This is a genomic window from Corallococcus llansteffanensis, assembly GCF_003612055.1.
GTDB lineage: Bacteria > Myxococcota > Myxococcia > Myxococcales > Myxococcaceae > Corallococcus > Corallococcus llansteffanensis.
On sequence record NZ_RAWB01000161.1, the window covers coordinates 1 to 17,315 of the forward strand.

The window sequence follows — 17,315 nt, forward strand, 5'->3', positions numbered from 1 at the left end:
TCAATGGACATGGGGGGCACGGCGGGAAGAAGGGAGACGGCCCCCGGGGCCGGAGCGGAAGGGCGCAGGGCCCTCCACCCCGGTCCGCGAGGGCCCGGGACCACTTGGGGACGACTAGCGGACCTGCAGGAACGAGAACGACAGACCCGAGTGCGTCGCGACCAGCTTGCCGCTCAGGTCGCTGAGCTCGCGGAAGTTCGTGTTGGTGCCGCCGTTGGTGAACTCGGTGAACAGGGTGCGGCCGTCGGCCTGGAACAGGAAGGAGCTGCCCGTGCTGGCCGGCAGGGTGTCCACCAGCGTGGCCCTCGTGATGTTCGCCAGGTCCAGCTTCCACCACCGCCACGCCACGGCGCTCGCGATGGCGCGCGGGTGCGTGCCCTCCACCACCGTGTAGGCGGGCTCGTCCAGCACGCGCAGGTAGCCGGAGCCCGCGGGGCCCTGGAGCAGCGAACCCGTGGCGCCGCCGTTCGTCAGGTCGCCCAGCACCTTGTAGAAGGCCTTGTCGTAGGTCGCCGTCTGCGGATCGAACTTCAGCAGGCAGGGCGTGGGCACGTCCGGGTTGGCCTGCGCCGTGCGCTTCACCGCGGCGCCATAGGCCTCCGTCGCCAGGTACACCTGACCGTCCGCGCCCACCACGCCGTCACGCACGTAGCCGCAGCGGTTGTCCGTGACGACCTGGGCGGTGTCGTTCGCCGTGTCCAGGACGATGATGCCCGCCATCTTCGTGATGCCGATGCCCGCGGACGGACGCCAGCCCAGCGGCATCAGCACCTTGGTGCCCACGCGGAGGGGGTTGGACGCGAACGTGAGGATCGTCCCCTCGATGGTCATGGCCGGCAGGGAGATGCTGTTCGTCAGCGTCATCTCCTTCGGGTTCCAGATGATGATCTGCGAGGTGCGGCCGTCGAAGTAGTACGCCTTCGTGTCCGACACGAACTGGAACTGGTTCTGGTACTCGCCAATCGAGGAGAGGCCCTTGCTCGCGAAGCTCACCTCGCCGGCCTTCTCCAGCTTGTTGTCGTTCGTCACGTTGTAGCGGGTGACGACGGCGGAATCGCTGCTGGAGACGAAGAGGGCGCCCGCCTTCGAGATGCCGGAGCCCAGCGCGCGGCCGTCGATCTCCGTCGCGTTCTCCAGCGACAGGGGCTCGGTGTGGTCCACCTTGTCCGTCAGGATGACGTAGCTCGTGGACTCGGAGTCGGTGCTCACCTGGGCGACGAACGCGTACAGCGGCGACGTGTTGGTGCCGGCGTCCGGGGTGATGTCATCCGGGTCGTCACTGCAGGCGGCGACGAAGGAGAATGCGAACGCCGCGAGGACGCGGCTTGAGATGCGAAGGAAGGGTGAGGGCTTCAAGGACTTCCCTTTCGGTGGGGGTGGCGGGTGCTGCGTGCGACTGCGGGAGGCGGTGTTCAGCGCTCCAGCGTGAACTTGGCGGCGAGGCTGCGGCCGGGGCGTTGGACGCCGTAGAAGTCGAAGGTCCGTGCGTTGGTGAGGTTCTGGAGATCCAGCGTCCAGCTCAGCTTCGTGGGCGTGTCGCGCATCACGTAGGTGAGCGCCACCGAGTGCGTGAGCTGGGACGGGATGCGCCGTTTCGTTTCCTCGGCGCCCACGCCTCCCCAGGCACGGAAGAACTCGTGCACGTAGCGGGAGCGCAGGGTCACGAGCAGCTCATCCTGGGCGCGCAGCAGGTCGGCCACCTTCACCTGCGCGCTGCCGTTGGCCAGCAGGGAGGGGCGGTTGGGGACGCGCTGTCCCTTGAAGGCGCCGAAGTTGCCCTCGCTGGACACGTTGCGCACGTCCTGCCAGGTGGCATTGCCGTCCAGCGACAGGAGCTGGCCGGGGGACGTCCAGCCCGCGGCGCCGACGACGCCCAGCGAGCGCGCGCCGTAGACGTTTTGGTAGAGGGAGAAGCTTCCCTGCGGGATGAGCGTGATGAGCTGATCCGCCAGGCGTGCGAAGCCGCCGGCGTTGGCGCGGAAGGAGCCGAAGCGGCCGGGCAGCAACGAGACGCCCAGGCCCAGGTTGAAGTTGTGACTGGTTTCGGGGACCAGCTCCAGGTTGTCGTCGATGAGCAGGCCGTCGCCGAAGAGCTCGTCCGGACGTGGCAGGCGCGTGGCCCACTCGTAGGACGCCTTCGCGGTGAGCGTGGGCGAGAGGCGCAGGCGCAGGCTGTCGCCGATGCCCACCTCGTGCGTGGTCCGGCTCAGGTCCAGGAACTCATTGCTCGCGAGCAGCTTCTTCGCGCTCGTGGACTGGAGGTAGTCCTTGGCGAAGGCGACGTTCTGCAGCTGGCCCTCGAAGGCGTCGTACTGGTACTCCAGGCCCGTCACGAGCGAGCCCACGTCGCGCGCCGCGGAGAGCGGATCCGTCTGGTTGAGGGCCTGGAGCTGGCGGTCCTCGCCCGTGCGCACGACGAAGGTGGGCGCCACCGCGAGCCGCAGGACGTGCGGCCCGCCTGGAGTCCAGCTCGCGTTGAAGCGCGCGAAGCCGGTGTGCTGGTTGACGTAGCGCTCCACCGCCCGGGACTCCATCTCGCCCCCGGTGGGCAGGGTGAAGAAGCAGCGGCCGTACCAGTCGTAGCGGCACGTGCTCACGTCCAGGAAGCGGCTGCGGCGGAACGTGTAGCCGCCCACGGTGTCCACGGTGAGGCCCTGGCTGAAGGTCTGCGCGTAGCGCAGCGTGGTGCCCGCGGAGCCCTCCGCGCCCGTCACGTCGCCGTAGACCTGGGACATGGACGTGTTGTGCTGGATGTCCCGGTCGGACGCGTTGACGAAGGCGCGCACCAGCAGGCGCTGGGCCCACGGCCGGTCCACGTACCCCACCTCCAGGCTCGCGCCGCCGGCCTGGTAGCCATCGTGGAAGCGGGGCAGTCGCGCGGGCACCAGCTTGCCCACGTCGTTCGCGACCTCCACGTCCACGGGGTAGTCGTTGCGCGCGTTGTCGTAGAAGCCGTGCGCACGCACCAGCAGGCCGGTGGACTCCTGGAGGTGGTGGGCGCTCGCGGTGAGGCGGTGCGTGTCGAAGGAGCCCAGCTCGTAGGACACCGCGCCCCCGGAGCCTTCCACGTCCTGGTCGGTGACGAGCTGCACGGCGCCGCCCAGCACGTCCGCGCTGAAGCGGATGGGCACCACGCCCTGGTAGACCTCCATCTGCTGCACCAGGTTCACCGGCACGTTGGCGAGCCCCGGCCCGTAGCCCGCGAGCTCCAGCGGGATGCCGTCGATGAAGAAGCGCACCTGGTCGTCCGACATGCCCGCCATCGAGATGCGCGTATTGCTGCCCAAGCCGGCCGCCCGGCGCACGTCCACGCCCTCGGTGCGCGCCAGCGCCTTGCCCAGGTCGGCGGTCTCGAAGGCGATCTGCTCCATCTCGACGACCTGCACCGCCTCCGCGGACTGGCGGAGGCGCTCGGCGGCGGATTCACCGACGACGGTGATCTCGATGACGTTCTCATCGCCGCCCACGTCTGGCGCGGTGGAGGGCGGAGTCGCGGGTCGCGCCGCGACCGGGCTGGACGGCGCGGCGGCTTCCGGAAGCCGGAAGGCGTAGGTGTAGAGGACGCGGAAGGGCTTCGCGACGCCGTCGCGCTTCCCGGGCTCGAAGCGGAACTGGAGCGCGGCCGTGCGCGCGGCCTCGTCGAAGCCGTGACCCACCGGCTCCAGCACCTCGGCCTCGGTGACCTGTCCCTGGGTGTCCAGCTTCAGTCGCAGGCGCACGTTCGCTTCCAGCCGCGCCTCTCTGGCCTCGGCGGGGTAGGTCGCCTCGACGCGCTGGATCAGCTTCGGCGCTTCGATGACGGGAGCCGCCGGAGCGGGCGCCGTCTGCTCCGCGGGCGTGTCCGTCCGCGCTGCTTCAACGCCGCCCTCCTGCATCGCCCCCGCGTGCGCCGGCCCGCCGACCCACAGGCTCGACAGCAGTGCCGCGACCGTCCCGAACCGCCCCGTCCTGCTCGTGATTTTGAAAATGGTTCTCATTTTCAGTGGCGGGACGTTTAGCGGCTCCGAGTCTGGACTGTCAAGGACTCACGGTGGATCAGGCCGCGCGGGCCTGGGGTGCGCGCACGGTGTGGAGCCCATCCGCGACGCGGAAGGCGAGCTGGAGCGCCTGGGTCGCGTTGAGGCGGGGGTCGCAGTGCGTGTGGTAGCGGCTGGACAGGTCGTCCTCGGACACGTCCAGCGGGCCGCCCAGGCACTCGGTGACGTCCTGGCCGGTCATCTCCAGGTGGAGGCCGCCGGGGTGGACGCCCTCGGCGGCGGCGACCTGGAGGAAGGCCATGACCTCCGCGAGGATCCGCGCCACCGAGCGCGTCTTGTAGCCGTTCGTCGCCTTGTGCGTGTTGCCGTGCATCGGGTCGATGGACCACACCACGGGGCTGCCGTGGCGCCGGGTGGCGGCCATCAGGCGGGGCAGCGCGGTGGCGACCTGATCCGAACCGAAGCGCCCGATGAGCGTGAGCTTGCCCGGGATGCCCTGGGGGTTGAGCGTGTCGATGAGGCGCACGAGGTCGTCCGCCTCCATCGTGGGGCCGCACTTCAGGCCGATGGGGTTCTGGATGCCGCGCATGAACTCCACGTGGCCGCCGTCCAACTGGCGCGTGCGTTCACCAATCCAGAGCATGTGCGCGGACGTGTCGTACCAGCCGCCCGTGGCCTCATCGACGCGGGTCATCGCCTGTTCGACGTTGAGGAGCAGGGCCTCGTGGCTGGTGAAGAAGTCCACGGGACGCACGGCGCCTTCGGCTTCCGGCCGGTGACCCAGCAGCCGGGTCAGGTCCGTGTAGCCCTCGCGAGCGAAGGCCCGCACCAGCTGCAGCGTCTCCGCGGACTGGTGGTAGGCGCGCAGCAGGCGCTGCGGATCCGGCGTGCGCTCGCGGGCGTTGAAGTCCATGCCGTTGATGATGTCGCCGCGGTAGCTGGGCAGCGTGACGCCGCCCACGGTCTCCGTGGCGTTGGAGCGCGGCTTGGCGAACTGGCCCGCGATGCGGCCCACCTTCACCACCGGGCAGCCGCCCGCGAACGTCAGCACGCCGGCCATCTGCAGCAGGAGCTGGAAGGTGCTCCGGACGTTGTCGGCGGCGAACTCCTTGAAGCTCTCCGCGCAGTCGCCGCCCTGGAGCAGGAACGCCTTGCCCTGGGCGACCTGTCCCAGCGCGTCGCGCAGCCGGCGGGTCTCCTCGGCGGAGACCAGGGGCGGCAGCGTCGCGAGCTGCGCCTCCACGCGCGCGAGGGCCGCGAGGTCGGGGTAGTCATCAGGCAGGTAGCGCACCGGCTTCGAGCGCCAGGAGGAGGGAGACCAGGAGGTGTTCATCGCGGGAGCGCCGTTTCTCGCGGCGGCAGGATTCCCTGCGCGACGCAGAAGTCGAGGTAGCGGTAGAGGAGCTTCCGGTCGGTGGAGGGGCAGGAGACGCCCGTGCCCTCCAGCGCGGCCAGCAGCCGTTCGCAGCGGATGGGCCCCAGCCCGAAGGCCGGTGCGGAGTCACCGCCGCGCAGGTCGAAGAACGCGAGCGTGGCGTCATGGCCCCCCGAGCCCCGCGCCACCCGCTCGCGCCACTCGGGGACGGGACAGAGCTCCAGCGGGTAGCCGTAGTCGCGCACCCAGCCGAACAGCTCGGACAGGCGCACCTCCGCCGTCGGCGTGAGGTTGAACACCGCGCCCGGGTGCGGCCGCCGGGCGAGCTGGACGATGGCGCGGGCCACGAAGTCCACCGGCGTCCACACCTCGCCGACGTCCAGCAGCGGCAGGGCGCGCACGGGGAGCCCCGCCAGCACGATGCGCCACACCAGGTCCTGCGTGTTGACGAGCCCGGTGTCCGGCGCGCCCACCACGCGGCCCAGGCGGTACACCGTCGCGGGCAGGCCGCGCTCCGACGCCTGCTGCACCAGCCGCTCCGCGATCCACTTGCTCTGCTGATAGCCGTCGCGAAGGCCGGGGTGCGCGGGGACGAAGGACTCGGGCACGTCCGGGGAGAGGTTCGCCTGGGGCGCCACCGCCAGCGTGGACACGTAGTGGAAGGGCTTGGGCCGCACGGTGGCGGCCAGCTTGAGCAGCTCGCGCGTGCCCCGCACGTTGACGCCCTGGAGGCTGCCGTACTCCCGCACCACGCTCACCACGGCGGCGTTGTGGATGACGGCGTCGCACTCCGCGGCCAGCCCCCGGAAGCGCGCGGCGTCCAGGCCCAGCAGGGGCTGGGCAAGGTCCGCGGGCAGCGCGAGCACCCGCGCCTCCAGCCCCTTCGTCGGGAGCTGTTGGCCCACCAGCGCCGAGCGCAGGCGCTCCATCGCGTGCGCCTCATCCTTCGCGCGCACGGGGCAGATGATGCGCGCGTCCGTCTGGTCCAGGAGCTGGTGGAGCAGGTGCGCGCCGACGAAGCCGGTGGCGCCCGTGAGCAGGACCTGCCGGACGCCGGGGCCGAGCCGCGAGGCCTCGCGTGCCCAGGCCGCGCCGGTGGTGACGGGGACGATGTCCTCGCCCAGCTCGGCGTCCGCGAGCATCGCGGGCGTGAGGCCTCCGGGCTCCGAGCCCTCCGCGCTGCCCCGCTGGAGCGCCTGGGCGAGGCCCGACACGGTGGGGTGGCGGAAGACGGTGGCCACCGGAACCTCGCGGCCCACCGCGATGCCCAGCCGGTTGGCCACCTGGATGCTCTGGAGGGACTGGCCCCCCAGCTCGAAGAAGTCGTCCTGGAGCGACGTGGGGGCGCGGCCCAGCACCTGCTCCCACACCTGCAGCACCGTGCGCTCCAGCGGCGTCGCGGTGGCGGTCAGCGCGGCGGCCTCGTCCGAAGCCAGGGCGTTCTTGAGCGCGTTGCGGTCGATCTTCCCCGTGGCCGTGCGCGGCAGCCGGTCCACGTATGCGAAGGCGCCGGGCACCATGGGCGCGGGCAGCGCGGCCAGCAGGTGCTTGCGCAGCTCCGTGGGCGAGGGCTCGGGCGACGCCACCAGGTGCGCGCACAGGCGGCGCGACCCCCCCGGCAGCACCTGTCCCACGACCGCGGCCTCGCGGACACCGGGATACTGGAGCAACACGGTTTCGACCTCGCCCGGGTCGATGCGGTGGCCGCTGATCTTGAACTCGTCGTCCACCCGGCCCACGAAGATGAGCTGGCCGTCGTCGCGCACGCGCACCTTGTCGCCGGTGCGGTAGGCGCGCGGCTGGCCTCCCAGGAGCTCCAGCCGCGTGAAGCGCGCTGCGTCCAGCGCCGGGCGTCCCAGGTAGCCCCGCGCGAGGCCGCCGCCCATCAGGCACAGCTCTCCCTCCGCGCCCGGTGCCGCCAGCCGCCCTTGAGGCGTGAGGACCGCCGCGACCACGCCCGGAAGGGGACGGCCGATGGGGACCTCGTCACCGGAGGGGAGCGCGTCGGGGCCCGCGAGGGTGGCGACGGTGGCCACCACGGTCGCCTCGGTGGGGCCGTAGGTGTTGAGCAGGCGCACGCGGTCGCCCGCGACGTCCCTCCACCGCGCGATGCGCTCCGGCAGGGCCGCCTCTCCGCCGATGATGACCGTGCGCAGGGAGTCGGGCAGGCGGGCCGCGCCGGTGGACAGGCTGTAGGCCAGCTCGTGCCAGAAGGCCGTGGGGAGGTCGAGCAGCGTGATGCCGTGCTCGGCGCAGGCGTCCATCAGGCGCGGCACGGACTGGAGCATCTCGTCCGTGCGCAGCACCAGCCGCCCGCCCGCGCACAGCGTGACGAAGATCTCCTCGACGCTCGCATCGAAGTGGAGCGGGGCGAACTGGAGCACCCGGTCCTCGGGCCCGACGCCGTAGCGCTGCGTCGCGCCCGCGACGAAGTGGGCCAGCGCGCCACGGGAGATCTGGACGCCATTGGGCTGGCCGGTGGAGCCGGAGGTGTAGATGACGTAGGCGAGCCGGGCCTCCGCGTCGGCGGCGGGCACGGCCGTTGCCGCCTCGTCACGTGGGCGGAGCTGGCTCACGACGAGGACCCCGGGCGCGGTCGGATCCGCGTCGGGCGTCGAGCGTTCGGACACCACCATCACGGAAGGCCGCGCATCCTCCAGGATGGCCGCGTTGCGCGTGGAAGGGCCCGCCGGGTCGAGGGGCAGGTAGCCCGCGCCCGCGAACAACACGCCCAGGCTCGCGACGATGGCGTCGGTGCCCCGGGGGAGCTTCACCGCCACCACCGTGTCCGGACGCACGCCCGCGTCCGTCAGCCGCAGGGCCAGGGCCTGGGACGCCGCCATCAGCTCGCGCCAGGTCATCCGCCTCGGGCCATGCTCCAACGCGACCGCCTCGGGGCGCTCCTCGGCGCGCGCCTTCAGCAGCTCCAGCACGGGCCGTACGCCGGGCACTGGCCCACCGTCGAGCACCGAAGCCCCCGGACCCGCGACCGCGCTGGCGCTCACGCTCGAAGGCCCACGCCACACGGGCAGCTCGGGCGCGAGGAGGAGCGTCTCCAGGAGCTGGAGGAAGCCCTGCTGATGCAGGGCCAGCGTCTCCTCCGTGTAGCAGGCGGGGTTCGCGTCCAGGTCGATGCGCAGGCCCTTGCCACCCGAGCGCGCGTGGAAGCCGAACGACAGGTCCTCCACGGGGCCGGCGGAGATGTTGTGCGCCGTGCCCGACACGCCCGCGAAGTCCAGGGCGTAGTCGAACGGCATGATGTTGACGACGGGGCCGAAGAGCTTGCGCTGCCCACCCACGAGGCGCAGATCGCGCCGGAGCTGCTCGTACCGGTAGCGCAGGTGCGGACGCGCGGCCTTCATCTCCGCCGCCACGTCGCGGGCCAGCGCGTACAGCCCCGCGTCCGGACGCACGGCGATGCGCAGCGGCACGATGTTCATCGCCATGCACGGCACCCGCAGCGCCGCCGACCCCAGCCGGCCCATCACCGGCAGGCCCAGCACCACCTCCGCCGCGCCCGTCCGCTGATGCAGGTAGGCGGCCGTGACGGCCAGCACCAGGTCGGACCAGCTCACGCCGGCCTGCCGGGCGCCGTTCTGCAGGGCCACCATCAGCTCGACGGACAGGGGCTCCGAGCGCCGCAGGAAGCGGGAGGACATGGGCGCCGCGTCCGCCAGCAGCGCGGGCGCGGGGGCGTCCTCGAGGCGCGCCACCCAGAAGTCGCGGTCCTTCTGCCACTGGGGGCTGTTCTGGTACGCCAGGTCCTCGTCCAGCACGGGCCCCAGCCGGTTGAACCCCGCGGGCGCCACCTTGCCCGTGGCCTCCGCCGTGTAGAGCTCCGCCACCCGCCGCGCGAGCAGCGAGAAGCCATAGCCATCCATGGCGATGTGGTGGATGCGCTGGAACCAGAAGGACCGCTCCGGCCCCACCGTGAGCAGGGCCTGGGAGAACAGCGGTCCCTTCGTCAGGTCCACCGGGCGGCCCAGGTCCCACCCCATCCACTCCCGCGCGGCGGCCCAGGGATCCGCCTCCGCGCTCAGGTCCACGCGCTGGAGCGTCCAGTCCATTCCCGCGTCGATGACCTGCCGCGGTCCGGCCGCGTCTGTCACGAAGCGTGCGTGCAGCGCGTCGGCCTCCGCCACCGCGCGGCGCAGGGCGGACTCGAAGCGCACCGGATCCACCGCGCCATGGAACTCGATGCACTCCCCGGCGTTGTACACCGGGCTCTTGAGGTCGAGCTGTTGCCCCACCCAGATGCCGTGCTGGGCCGCGGACAGCGGGCGGCTCTCGTCCTGTGACTGGTGCATGACGGGGGACTCCGAAAGGGAAGGGGGAGGCGGGCTACGACGACGCGCGCGCGCTGGGTGTGACGGGCTGCTTCGCGGCGAGCAGCGAGTACCAGTCGGTGAGCGTGGGCCTCTCGGCCAGCTCCACGAAGGACACCTCCGTGCCGTGCTGCCGCCAGCGCTCCACCAGGCTCATCAGGCGGATGGAGTCCATGCCGCGCTCGAGCAGGTTGTCGTCCTCGCCAATCGCCGTCGCGGACTCCATCAACAGCTCCGCCACGTCCGCGCGGAGCTGCTCGCGGCTCACCGCGGGCGTGGACTCCGACAGCGGCAGGGCGTCAATGAGCTGCTGCGTGGAGGTGACGAACGCGACGAGCTGCGAGGCGTAGTCGAGCGCCAGCTGGTGCTTCTCCCGCGAGAAGTCCGCCACCGCGTCCGCGACGAGGAAGGGACGCACCTCGCTCATGGAGCCATCGCTGGCAGTCTGCAGGCAGCCGATGTGCGCGTAGATGCCGCAGATGATGAGCTGGTCGCGGCCCTGCTCGCGCATGACCTCCATCAGCCGGGTGTTGCGGAACGCGCTGTAGCGCCACTTGGTCAGGAGGATGTCGCCCTCCGCGGGGGCCAGCGCGTCGATGATCTTCTGCTTCTGCTCCGGACCGCCCCGCAGGCCCTTGCCCCAGAAGTCCAGCTGCAGGCCGCGCTGCTCGGGCGTCTGGTCCGGAGGCTGCGCGGAGTACACGACGGGGATGCCCAGCTTCGTGCAGTGCGCGCGCAGGCGCTGGATGTTGGCCACCAGCTCCGTCACGGGGGACTGCCCCTGCGTGAAGGCGTCCACGAAGTAGCGCTGCATGTCGTGGATGAGGAGGACGGCGCGCCTGGGCTCCGGCGTCCAGGCAATCTTGTTGCGCGGCAGGTCCGCCGCGCCGGGCATCGAATAGGGGGCAATGGCAGGCAGGGCCATGGTGGGCTCCAGGTTCAGGGAGAGGAGGGGTTGAGGGACTGGCGGAGGCTGTCGCGCAGGGCCTTCTTGCTGACCTTGCCCACGCCCGTCTGGGGGAAGGCGGCGACGAACTCGATGCGGTCCGGGATCTTGAAGGCCGCCAGCCCGCGCTGGCGCAGGAAGGCGTTGAGCACCGACGCGGCTGGCGCTTCGCCCCGCGGGATGACGACGGCGCAGGTGCGCTCGCCCAGGAACTTGTCGGGGATGGCCACCACCGCCGCGTCGCTCACGGAGGGGTGCGCGAGCAGGTGGTTCTCCACCTCCTCGGCCGCGACCTTGTCGCCGCCCCGGTTGATCTGATCCTTCGCGCGGCCCTCCACCACGAGGTAGCCCTCGGGCGTCAGGCGCACCAGGTCGCCCGTGCGGTAGAAGCCGTCCGTCGTGAAGGACCGCGTGTTGTGCGCTTCCGCGTTGTAGTAGCCGCGAATGGTGTACGGCCCGCGCGTGAGCAGGTGGCCCGTCTCTCCGGGCGCCACCGGCACGTCGTCGTCATCCACCACGCGCAGCTCGTCCGCGTCCGACATCGGGCGGCCCTGCGTGGTGACGATGAGCTGTTCGGGGTCGTCCAGCCGCGTGTAGTTCACCAGGCCCTCGGCCATGCCGAAGACCTGCTGGAGCGCGCAGCCCAGCGTGGGGCGCACGCGCGCGGCGGCCTCGTCGCTCAGCCGGGCCCCGCCCACCTGGAGAATCTTGAGACTGGACAGGTCGTGCCGCTTCGCCTGCGCGGAGTCCAGCCACACCATCGTCAGCGGGGGGACGAGCGCGGTGACGGTGACGCGCTCGCGTTCGATGAGCGGGAAGGCCACGTCGGGGCTGGGGTGCAGCGCCATCACCGCCGTGCCCCCGGCGTAGAAGGTGCCCAGCACGCCGGGCGAGCTGAGCGGGAAGTTGTGCGCCGCCGGCAGCGCGCACAGGTACACCGTGTCGCGGTCGAACCGGCACACGTCCACGCTGGCCCGCAGGCTGTAGATGTAGTCGTCGTGCGTGCGCGGGATCAGCTTGGGCACGCCCGTACTGCCGCCGGACAACTGGAAGAACGCCACGTCCGAAGGGGAGGGGCCTTCCAGCGTGATGGGCTCCGTGGGCACGGAGGCCAGCGCGGTGTGCGGCCCCGCGTCGCCCAGGACGAGCACGTGCTTCAGCGTGGGCGTGGCAGCGCGCACCTGCTCCGCGAGCGTGCGGTAGTCGAAGCCGCCGAAGCGGTCCGGGATGACGTACGCCACGGCCTCCGTGAAGGCGCAGAAGTAGCCGATCTCCGACGCGCGGTGCGCGGGCAGGGCGAACACCGGCAGCGCGCCCATGCGGAAGAGGGCGAAGATGACTTCGTAGAACTCCGCGACGTTGGGAAGCTGCACCACCACGCGATCCCGGGCGCGGATGCCCAGGGAGTGGAAGCCCGCGGCCATCCGGTCCACGCGCGCGTCCAGCTCCGCGTATGTCCAGCGGTGCGTCCCGGCCACCAGCGCCACGTGCGTCCCAAAGTCCCGGGCGCGGTCGCGCAGCAGCTGACCGAAGGTTTCCCCTCGCCAGTAGCCCGCTTCGCGGTAGCGCTGGGCGAAGTCCTCCGGCCAGGTCGGGCAGCCCGGCAGGTGTTCGCGGGCCGCGCTCACGGCTGCACCCCGGCGCCACCCAGGCCCATGGCCTGGAGCATGGTGCGGAACTTCGCCTCCGTCTCCGCCAGCTCCGCCTCCGGCGTGGAGCCCACGACGACGCCCGCGCCCGCGAACAGCCGCAGCGTGTGTTCGTCCGCCTCCGCGCAGCGGATGGTGACGGCCCACTGCCCGTCGCCGTTCGCGTCGCACCAGCCCACCGTGCCGGTGTAGTAGCCGCGCTGGAACGGCTCGATGTGGCCAATGGCCTCGTGCGCCAGCTCCGTCGGGTGGCCGCACACCGCGGGCGTCGGGTGCATCGCGAGCGCCAGCGTCAGCGACGTGATGGACGGATCCTTCAGCTCACCCTGGATGCGGCTGGACAGGTGCCACATCGTCTGGGTGCTCACGAGCGACGGGCCCCGGGGCACGTCCAGCGTCTTGCAGTAGGGGCGCAGCGCTTCAGCCACCGCGTCGATGACGACCGCGTGCTCGTGCAGATCCTTGGGCGAGGCCATCAGCCGCGTCGCCCGCGCCTGGTCCTCCACCGGATCCGGGCTGCGCGCCGCGGAGCCCGCGAGCGGATTGGCGATGACCTGCAACCCGGAGCGCGACACCAGCAGCTCCGGGCTCGCGCCGATGAGCGTCCGCCGGCCCGCGCCAGGCGCCGCGTCCTCGCGAGGCGGCAGGTCCACCGCGAAGGTGTAGCCGTGCGGGTTGCGCCGGGCCAGGTTGTGCAGCAGCTGGCGCAGGTCGATGGGCGTCGCCGTGTCCAGGTGCAGGGCGCGCGACAACACCACCTTGCGCAGCGGCCCGTCCTGCATGAGCTTCAGCGCCGTCGCCACGCCGTCCAGGTACGCGGCCGGCTCCGGCACGGGCCGCATCGTGTACTTCGCCGCCAGGGGAAGCTGCGCGGGAGCGGCCGCGTCGAACACCAGCGGGCCCGCGCGCTGCATCGTCATGGGGACCACGAGCTGCGCGGCCACCCGGCCGTCGAAGGGCACCGCGCCTACCGCCACCGGGATGTCGTGCGCCGCCTCGCGCGAGGCATCCAGCACCGCCGCCACGCGCGCCGGCAGGCCCTCCATGGAGTTCGTCCCGCCCGCGTGCGGCACCGTGGCGAACACGCCACGCGCCAGCATGGTGCGCTTGGGGGACGCGAAGAAGAACGACGAGCCGGCGTCGTAGTCACGCAAGAGCCGCGTCGCCAGCGACTCCGGCTCCTGCTCCGTCTTCACGCCAGGGGCCGCGCCGTCCACCGGCAGCGCCACACCGTGCGAATCCTTCGACCCCATGGCGATTTTGGTATCAGTAATCATTCTCAACTCGGAGGGATGCGAGGGGGCACGAAGGCGCCCCGGGGAGGAAGGAGTGGGTGAGGCAGGCGGATGTCGCGGGCTCAGACGCCCAGGGTGGCGCCGCCGTCGATACACAGGTCGTGCATCGTGATGTGGCGGGCCTGCTCGGAGGCGAGGAACACCACGGAGTCGGCGATGTCGTCCGGCGTGGCGATGCGGCGCAGGGGGATGCCGGTGCGGAAGGTCTCCAGCGAGCCGGCGATGACGGCCTCCGGCCCCCGGTCCTCCGACCACAGCGCCCGCTGCATGGCGGTGTCGGTGGAGCCCGGGGACACGACGTTGCAGCGGATGCCGTGCTCGGCCAGCTCCAGCCCCAGGCACTTGGTGAACATGGTGGAGGCGGCCTTGGACGCCGCGTAAGCCGCCATCTGCATGCGCGGCACGCCCGCCGCGTTGGAGCCCACCGTGACGATGGCGCCCGAGCGGCGGGGCACCATGTGCTTCGCCACCGCGCGCGACATGTGGAACACGCCGTGGGTGTTGACCGCGAACGTCGTCATCCAGTCCGCGTCGCTGAGCGTGAGCGCCGCGCCCACGCGCAGCACGCCCGCCACGTTGGCCAGGACCTGGATGGGCCCCAGCCGGGCTTCGATGTGCGTGACCGCGTCCTCGATGGCGTCCACGTCCCGCACGTCCACCGGGAACGCGGTGGCGCGAAGCCCCTGCTGACGCAGCTCCGCGACCAGGAGCTCCAACCCGGCGGCGTTCCGGTCGAACACCGCGACCGGCATCGTGCGCGCCAGCTTGCGCGCGACCGCCGCGCCAATGCCCTGGGCCGCGCCCGTCACCACCGCGAGTCCTGTCGTCGCACCCATCATCCGCTCGCCTGGTCCGACTGTTGGAAAATGAGAACGGTTCTCATAATCAGGATCCGGAAGTGCCATGGTCGTGAATTCCTGTCAAGAAGGCTCAGGCCTGGAAATGTTTCGAACTCACGCCGCGCTGGAGGCGGAGGCGCCCGCGGCCAGCTCGCGCAGCACCTCGCCGGCGGCGGCGATGGTGTGCTCGATCTGCTCCTGCGTGTGCACGGCGCTGATGAAGTTCAGGTCGCGGCGCAGGATGACGCCCCGGCGGGCCATGCCGGCCTGGAAGGGGATCATCTTCTGGATGTGCTCGGGGATGTCCTTGCTGAAGCGGAAGAAGGGCACGGCGTCGTAGCCGATGACCTCCAGCGTGGAGCCGGTGGCCCGGGCGTGCGCGTTGACGCCGGCGCGCAGCAGGCGGCCCAGGGAGGCGATGTGCTCGATGTAGTTCGTGCTCCGGTACTCCTTGAGGACGGCCTCGCAGACGGCGAGCGAGAGCATCTCGCCGCCGAAGGTGGTGGACACCTGGAGCTCGCTCAGGCGCGACAGGTGCTTCGCCGGGCCCGCGATGGCGGACAGGGGCATGCCCGCGGCGATGCCCTTGGACAGGGTGACGAAGTCCGCCTGGATGTCGAAGAACTGCTGCGCGCCGCCCAATGCCAGACGGAAGCCGGTGACGACCTCGTCGAGGATGAAGAGGATGCCGTGCACCGCGCACGTCTCCTTCACCTGCAGGAGGAACTCGCGGGTGACGGTGCGGTTGTAGGGGAGGGCTAGCAGGACGCAGGCGAGCTGGGTGCGGTGCTCGCTGATGTGCGCGAGCAGGGCAGGCTCGTCCTGGGGCGTGAAGAGGGGCAGGCGGGTGGTGAGCTTCGCCACGGCGGAAGGGATGCCCGGCGTGTCGTACATGAAGTGGTCGTGCCAGCCGTTGTAGCCCACGGTGACGATGTGCTCGCGGCCGGTGATGTGGCGCGCCAGGCGCACGGCGGCGGACGTGGCGTCCGCGCCCGTCTTGAAGAAGCGGGCCATCTCCGCGCCCGGGATGAGGTCCACCAGGGCGCGCACGGAAGAGACCTCCACCGGCGTGGGCAGCGAGTGGATGATGCCCTCGGCGAGGTGCTTGCGGATCGTCTCCGCCACGGCCGGGTGGTTGTGGCCCAGGAGGTTGGCGCCCAGCGCCCCGATGTAGTCGATGTACTGCTGGCCGTCCGCGTCCTCCACCAGCGCGCCCTGGCCCCGGGTGAGGAACACGGGGAAGGCGCCGGGGGCGAAGTGGTCCGGCTTCTTCATCATCGTCTGGGTGACGCCGGGGACGAGTCTGCGCGCTTCCTCGAGGAGCTGGTTCGAGCGCTCCAGCTTGATCGCGCCCTCGATGGGGCGCGGCAGGGACGGGTGACGGGGCGAGGCCTGGGACATGGTGGGGTCCTTGTCGGTTGCGGGTGGAGAGCGGTTCAGGGGGTGGGCGTGGCGCCGAGCCGCGCGGCGCGGCCGTCGAAGATCCACAGCAGGCCCAGCGAGAGCGCGGACAGCGCCACCGCGAGCCAGCCCAGCGGGCCGAAGCCGAGGAGCGCGCCGTCAGGCGCGGTGGAGAGCAGCAGGCCGCCCATCCACGCGGCGAGCCCGGAGGCGCCGTCGCTGGCGGCCATGTTGACCGCGAGGTAGCGCCCCCGCAGCGAGGGCGGCACCCGGGACGCGACGAGCGCCATCGTGGGGATGGCCCGGCCGGAGGTGAGCGTCATGAAGAGCACGAACACCGCCGCGACCACCGGCAGCGGCGACACGGGCAGGTGCGTGAAGAGCAGGTGCGGCGCCATGGTGGCGACGAGCAGTCCGGCCAGCACCCGCGACGGCCCCAGGCGATCCGCCATCCGGCCGATCCACCGCGAGCTCACGAGCGTGGCCGCGCCGCCGGCCAGGTACACCCAGGGCAGGTCCGACAGCGACAGCCCCAGGTTGCCCACCATGAAGGCGCCCAGGTAGGGGATGAGCAGGAAGCTGGCGAACACCACCGTGAAGGTCAGGCCCCAGCCCAGCGCGAGGCGGGGCGTGAAGACGCTGGAGGGCGCGCTGGCGTCGGGCGTCGCGCTCCGGGTGAGATGGCCGTCCACGCGGGGGAGGAAGCGCAGGAGCAGCAGCCACACGAGGCCCGCGAGCCCCGCGAGCACGACGAACGGAGCGCGCCAGCCCCACTGGTTCGCGAGCCCCAGGCCCAGCGGCACGCCCACCACCGCGGACAGCGCGTACGCCGTCATCACGGTGCCAATGGCCTGCCCCCGGCGCTCCGCCGGCACCACGTCGCTGACGATGGCGATGACGACCGCGCCCATCAGGCCCGCGCAGGCGCCGGCCACGGTGCGCGCCAACAGCAGCCCCACGGCCCCGGTGGCCGCGCCGCACAGGAGCGTCGCGGTGATGAAGCCCGCGTAGAGCATCAGGAGCGTGCGCTTGCGCTCCAGCCGGTCCAACCAGAAGACGCCCAGGACCCCCATGGCCGCGGATGCGAGCGTGTACGCGGACACCAGCGCGCCGAACCGCGTGGCCGACAGCTCCAACCGCTGCATCAGCAGGGGGCCCAGCGGCATCAGCATCATGAAGTCGACGACGTGCGTGAACTGCACGGCCGCCAGGAGCCACAGCAGCGTGCGCTCTCGCGCGGCGGGGGATGCGTCACTCAAGACAGTCACCTGGAATCCAGACACACGTCGGCCCTGCCCGCGCCCGGCAATGCCAGACATGGCTCTGCCAGGGCCCGGAGCGACGTGCTCCGGACCCGTCGGGAGGGGTTGCGACGGCTAATGATAATGAGAATCATCTTCAGAAATGGTCGCGAGTCAATGGAAAAGCGGGATTCGTGACGCAATCGTCTGGAGGCGGGCTTGCCGCGCGCGGATGGCTTGACGGCGTGGAGGGGGGCGGAAAGGGTG

The 17,315-nt window shown here is 71.6% G+C and carries 10 protein-coding genes; all 10 read right to left on the reverse strand.

Translation table 11 applies throughout. From position 1 onward, the window contains the following. Window positions 1–114: 114 nt before the first annotated feature. The 10 genes from D7V93_RS17015 to mxcK all read right to left on the reverse strand — a co-directional run bounded on the left by D7V93_RS17015 (window position 115) and on the right by mxcK (window position 17,075). Window positions 115–1,356, reverse strand: a complete 1,242-nt coding sequence (locus tag D7V93_RS17015; protein WP_120644423.1) for a DUF4374 domain-containing protein — start codon at window positions 1,354–1,356, stop codon at window positions 115–117. Between the two features lie 56 nt (window positions 1,357–1,412). Next, entirely contained in the window at window positions 1,413–3,977 is a 2,565-nt protein-coding gene (gene mxcH / locus D7V93_RS17020; protein ID WP_120644424.1) for a TonB-dependent siderophore myxochelin receptor MxcH, read from the reverse strand. Between the two features lie 58 nt (window positions 3,978–4,035). After that, window positions 4,036–5,310 carry a 3-deoxy-7-phosphoheptulonate synthase class II gene (locus tag D7V93_RS17025; RefSeq protein WP_120644425.1) on the reverse strand — a complete coding sequence of 425 codons (1,275 nt, stop codon included), beginning with the start codon at window positions 5,308–5,310 and terminating at the stop codon, window positions 4,036–4,038. Beyond that, a complete protein-coding gene (gene mxcG, locus D7V93_RS17030; protein WP_120644426.1) occupies window positions 5,307–9,659 on the reverse strand; it encodes a myxochelin non-ribosomal peptide synthetase MxcG in 4,353 nt (1,450 codons plus the stop codon). The genes D7V93_RS17025 and mxcG overlap by 4 nt, the downstream gene beginning before the upstream one ends. A 34-nt stretch (window positions 9,660–9,693) precedes the next feature. Continuing rightward, the gene (locus D7V93_RS17035; protein WP_120644427.1) at window positions 9,694–10,602 is read right to left on the reverse strand and encodes an isochorismatase family protein; all 909 of its coding nucleotides are present in this window, start codon (window positions 10,600–10,602) and stop codon (window positions 9,694–9,696) included. A gap of 14 nt (window positions 10,603–10,616) precedes the next feature. Continuing rightward, a complete protein-coding gene (locus tag D7V93_RS17040; RefSeq protein ID WP_120644428.1) occupies window positions 10,617–12,251 on the reverse strand; it encodes a (2,3-dihydroxybenzoyl)adenylate synthase in 1,635 nt (544 codons plus the stop codon). Continuing rightward, window positions 12,248–13,525, reverse strand: a complete 1,278-nt coding sequence (gene dhbC / locus D7V93_RS17045) for an isochorismate synthase DhbC (RefSeq protein WP_120644429.1) — start codon at window positions 13,523–13,525, stop codon at window positions 12,248–12,250. Before dhbC ends, D7V93_RS17040 begins: the two co-directional genes overlap by 4 nt. A gap of 104 nt (window positions 13,526–13,629) precedes the next feature. After that, the gene (locus D7V93_RS17050) at window positions 13,630–14,406 is read right to left on the reverse strand and encodes a 2,3-dihydro-2,3-dihydroxybenzoate dehydrogenase (RefSeq protein ID WP_279636922.1); all 777 of its coding nucleotides are present in this window, start codon (window positions 14,404–14,406) and stop codon (window positions 13,630–13,632) included. 114 nt (window positions 14,407–14,520) lie between these two features. Beyond that, complete coding sequence (gene mxcL, locus D7V93_RS17055; protein WP_120644430.1) at window positions 14,521–15,807, reverse strand: myxochelin B biosynthesis transaminase MxcL; 1,287 nt, start codon at window positions 15,805–15,807, stop codon at window positions 14,521–14,523. 35 nt (window positions 15,808–15,842) lie between these two features. Next, window positions 15,843–17,075, reverse strand: coding sequence for a myxochelin export MFS transporter MxcK (mxcK, locus tag D7V93_RS17060; RefSeq protein WP_244237352.1), 1,233 nt, complete (start codon window positions 17,073–17,075; stop codon window positions 15,843–15,845). Window positions 17,076–17,315: the final 240 nt, after the last annotated feature.

What these genes read in the sequence shown, in the direction of transcription:
- mxcH (WP_120644424.1), bottom strand. Translation starts at nt 3,977, where the DNA reads ATGAGAACCATTTTCAAAATCACGAGCAGGACGGGGCGGTTCGGGACG.
- D7V93_RS17025 (WP_120644425.1), bottom strand. Translation starts at nt 5,310, where the DNA reads ATGAACACCTCCTGGTCTCCCTCCTCCTGGCGCTCGAAGCCGGTGCGC.
- mxcG (WP_120644426.1), bottom strand. Translation starts at nt 9,659, where the DNA reads ATGCACCAGTCACAGGACGAGAGCCGCCCGCTGTCCGCGGCCCAGCAC.
- D7V93_RS17035 (WP_120644427.1), bottom strand. Translation starts at nt 10,602, where the DNA reads ATGGCCCTGCCTGCCATTGCCCCCTATTCGATGCCCGGCGCGGCGGAC.
- dhbC (WP_120644429.1), bottom strand. Translation starts at nt 13,525, where the DNA reads ATGGGGTCGAAGGATTCGCACGGTGTGGCGCTGCCGGTGGACGGCGCG.
- D7V93_RS17050 (WP_279636922.1), bottom strand. Translation starts at nt 14,406, where the DNA reads ATGATGGGTGCGACGACAGGACTCGCGGTGGTGACGGGCGCGGCCCAG.
- mxcL (WP_120644430.1), bottom strand. Translation starts at nt 15,807, where the DNA reads ATGTCCCAGGCCTCGCCCCGTCACCCGTCCCTGCCGCGCCCCATCGAG.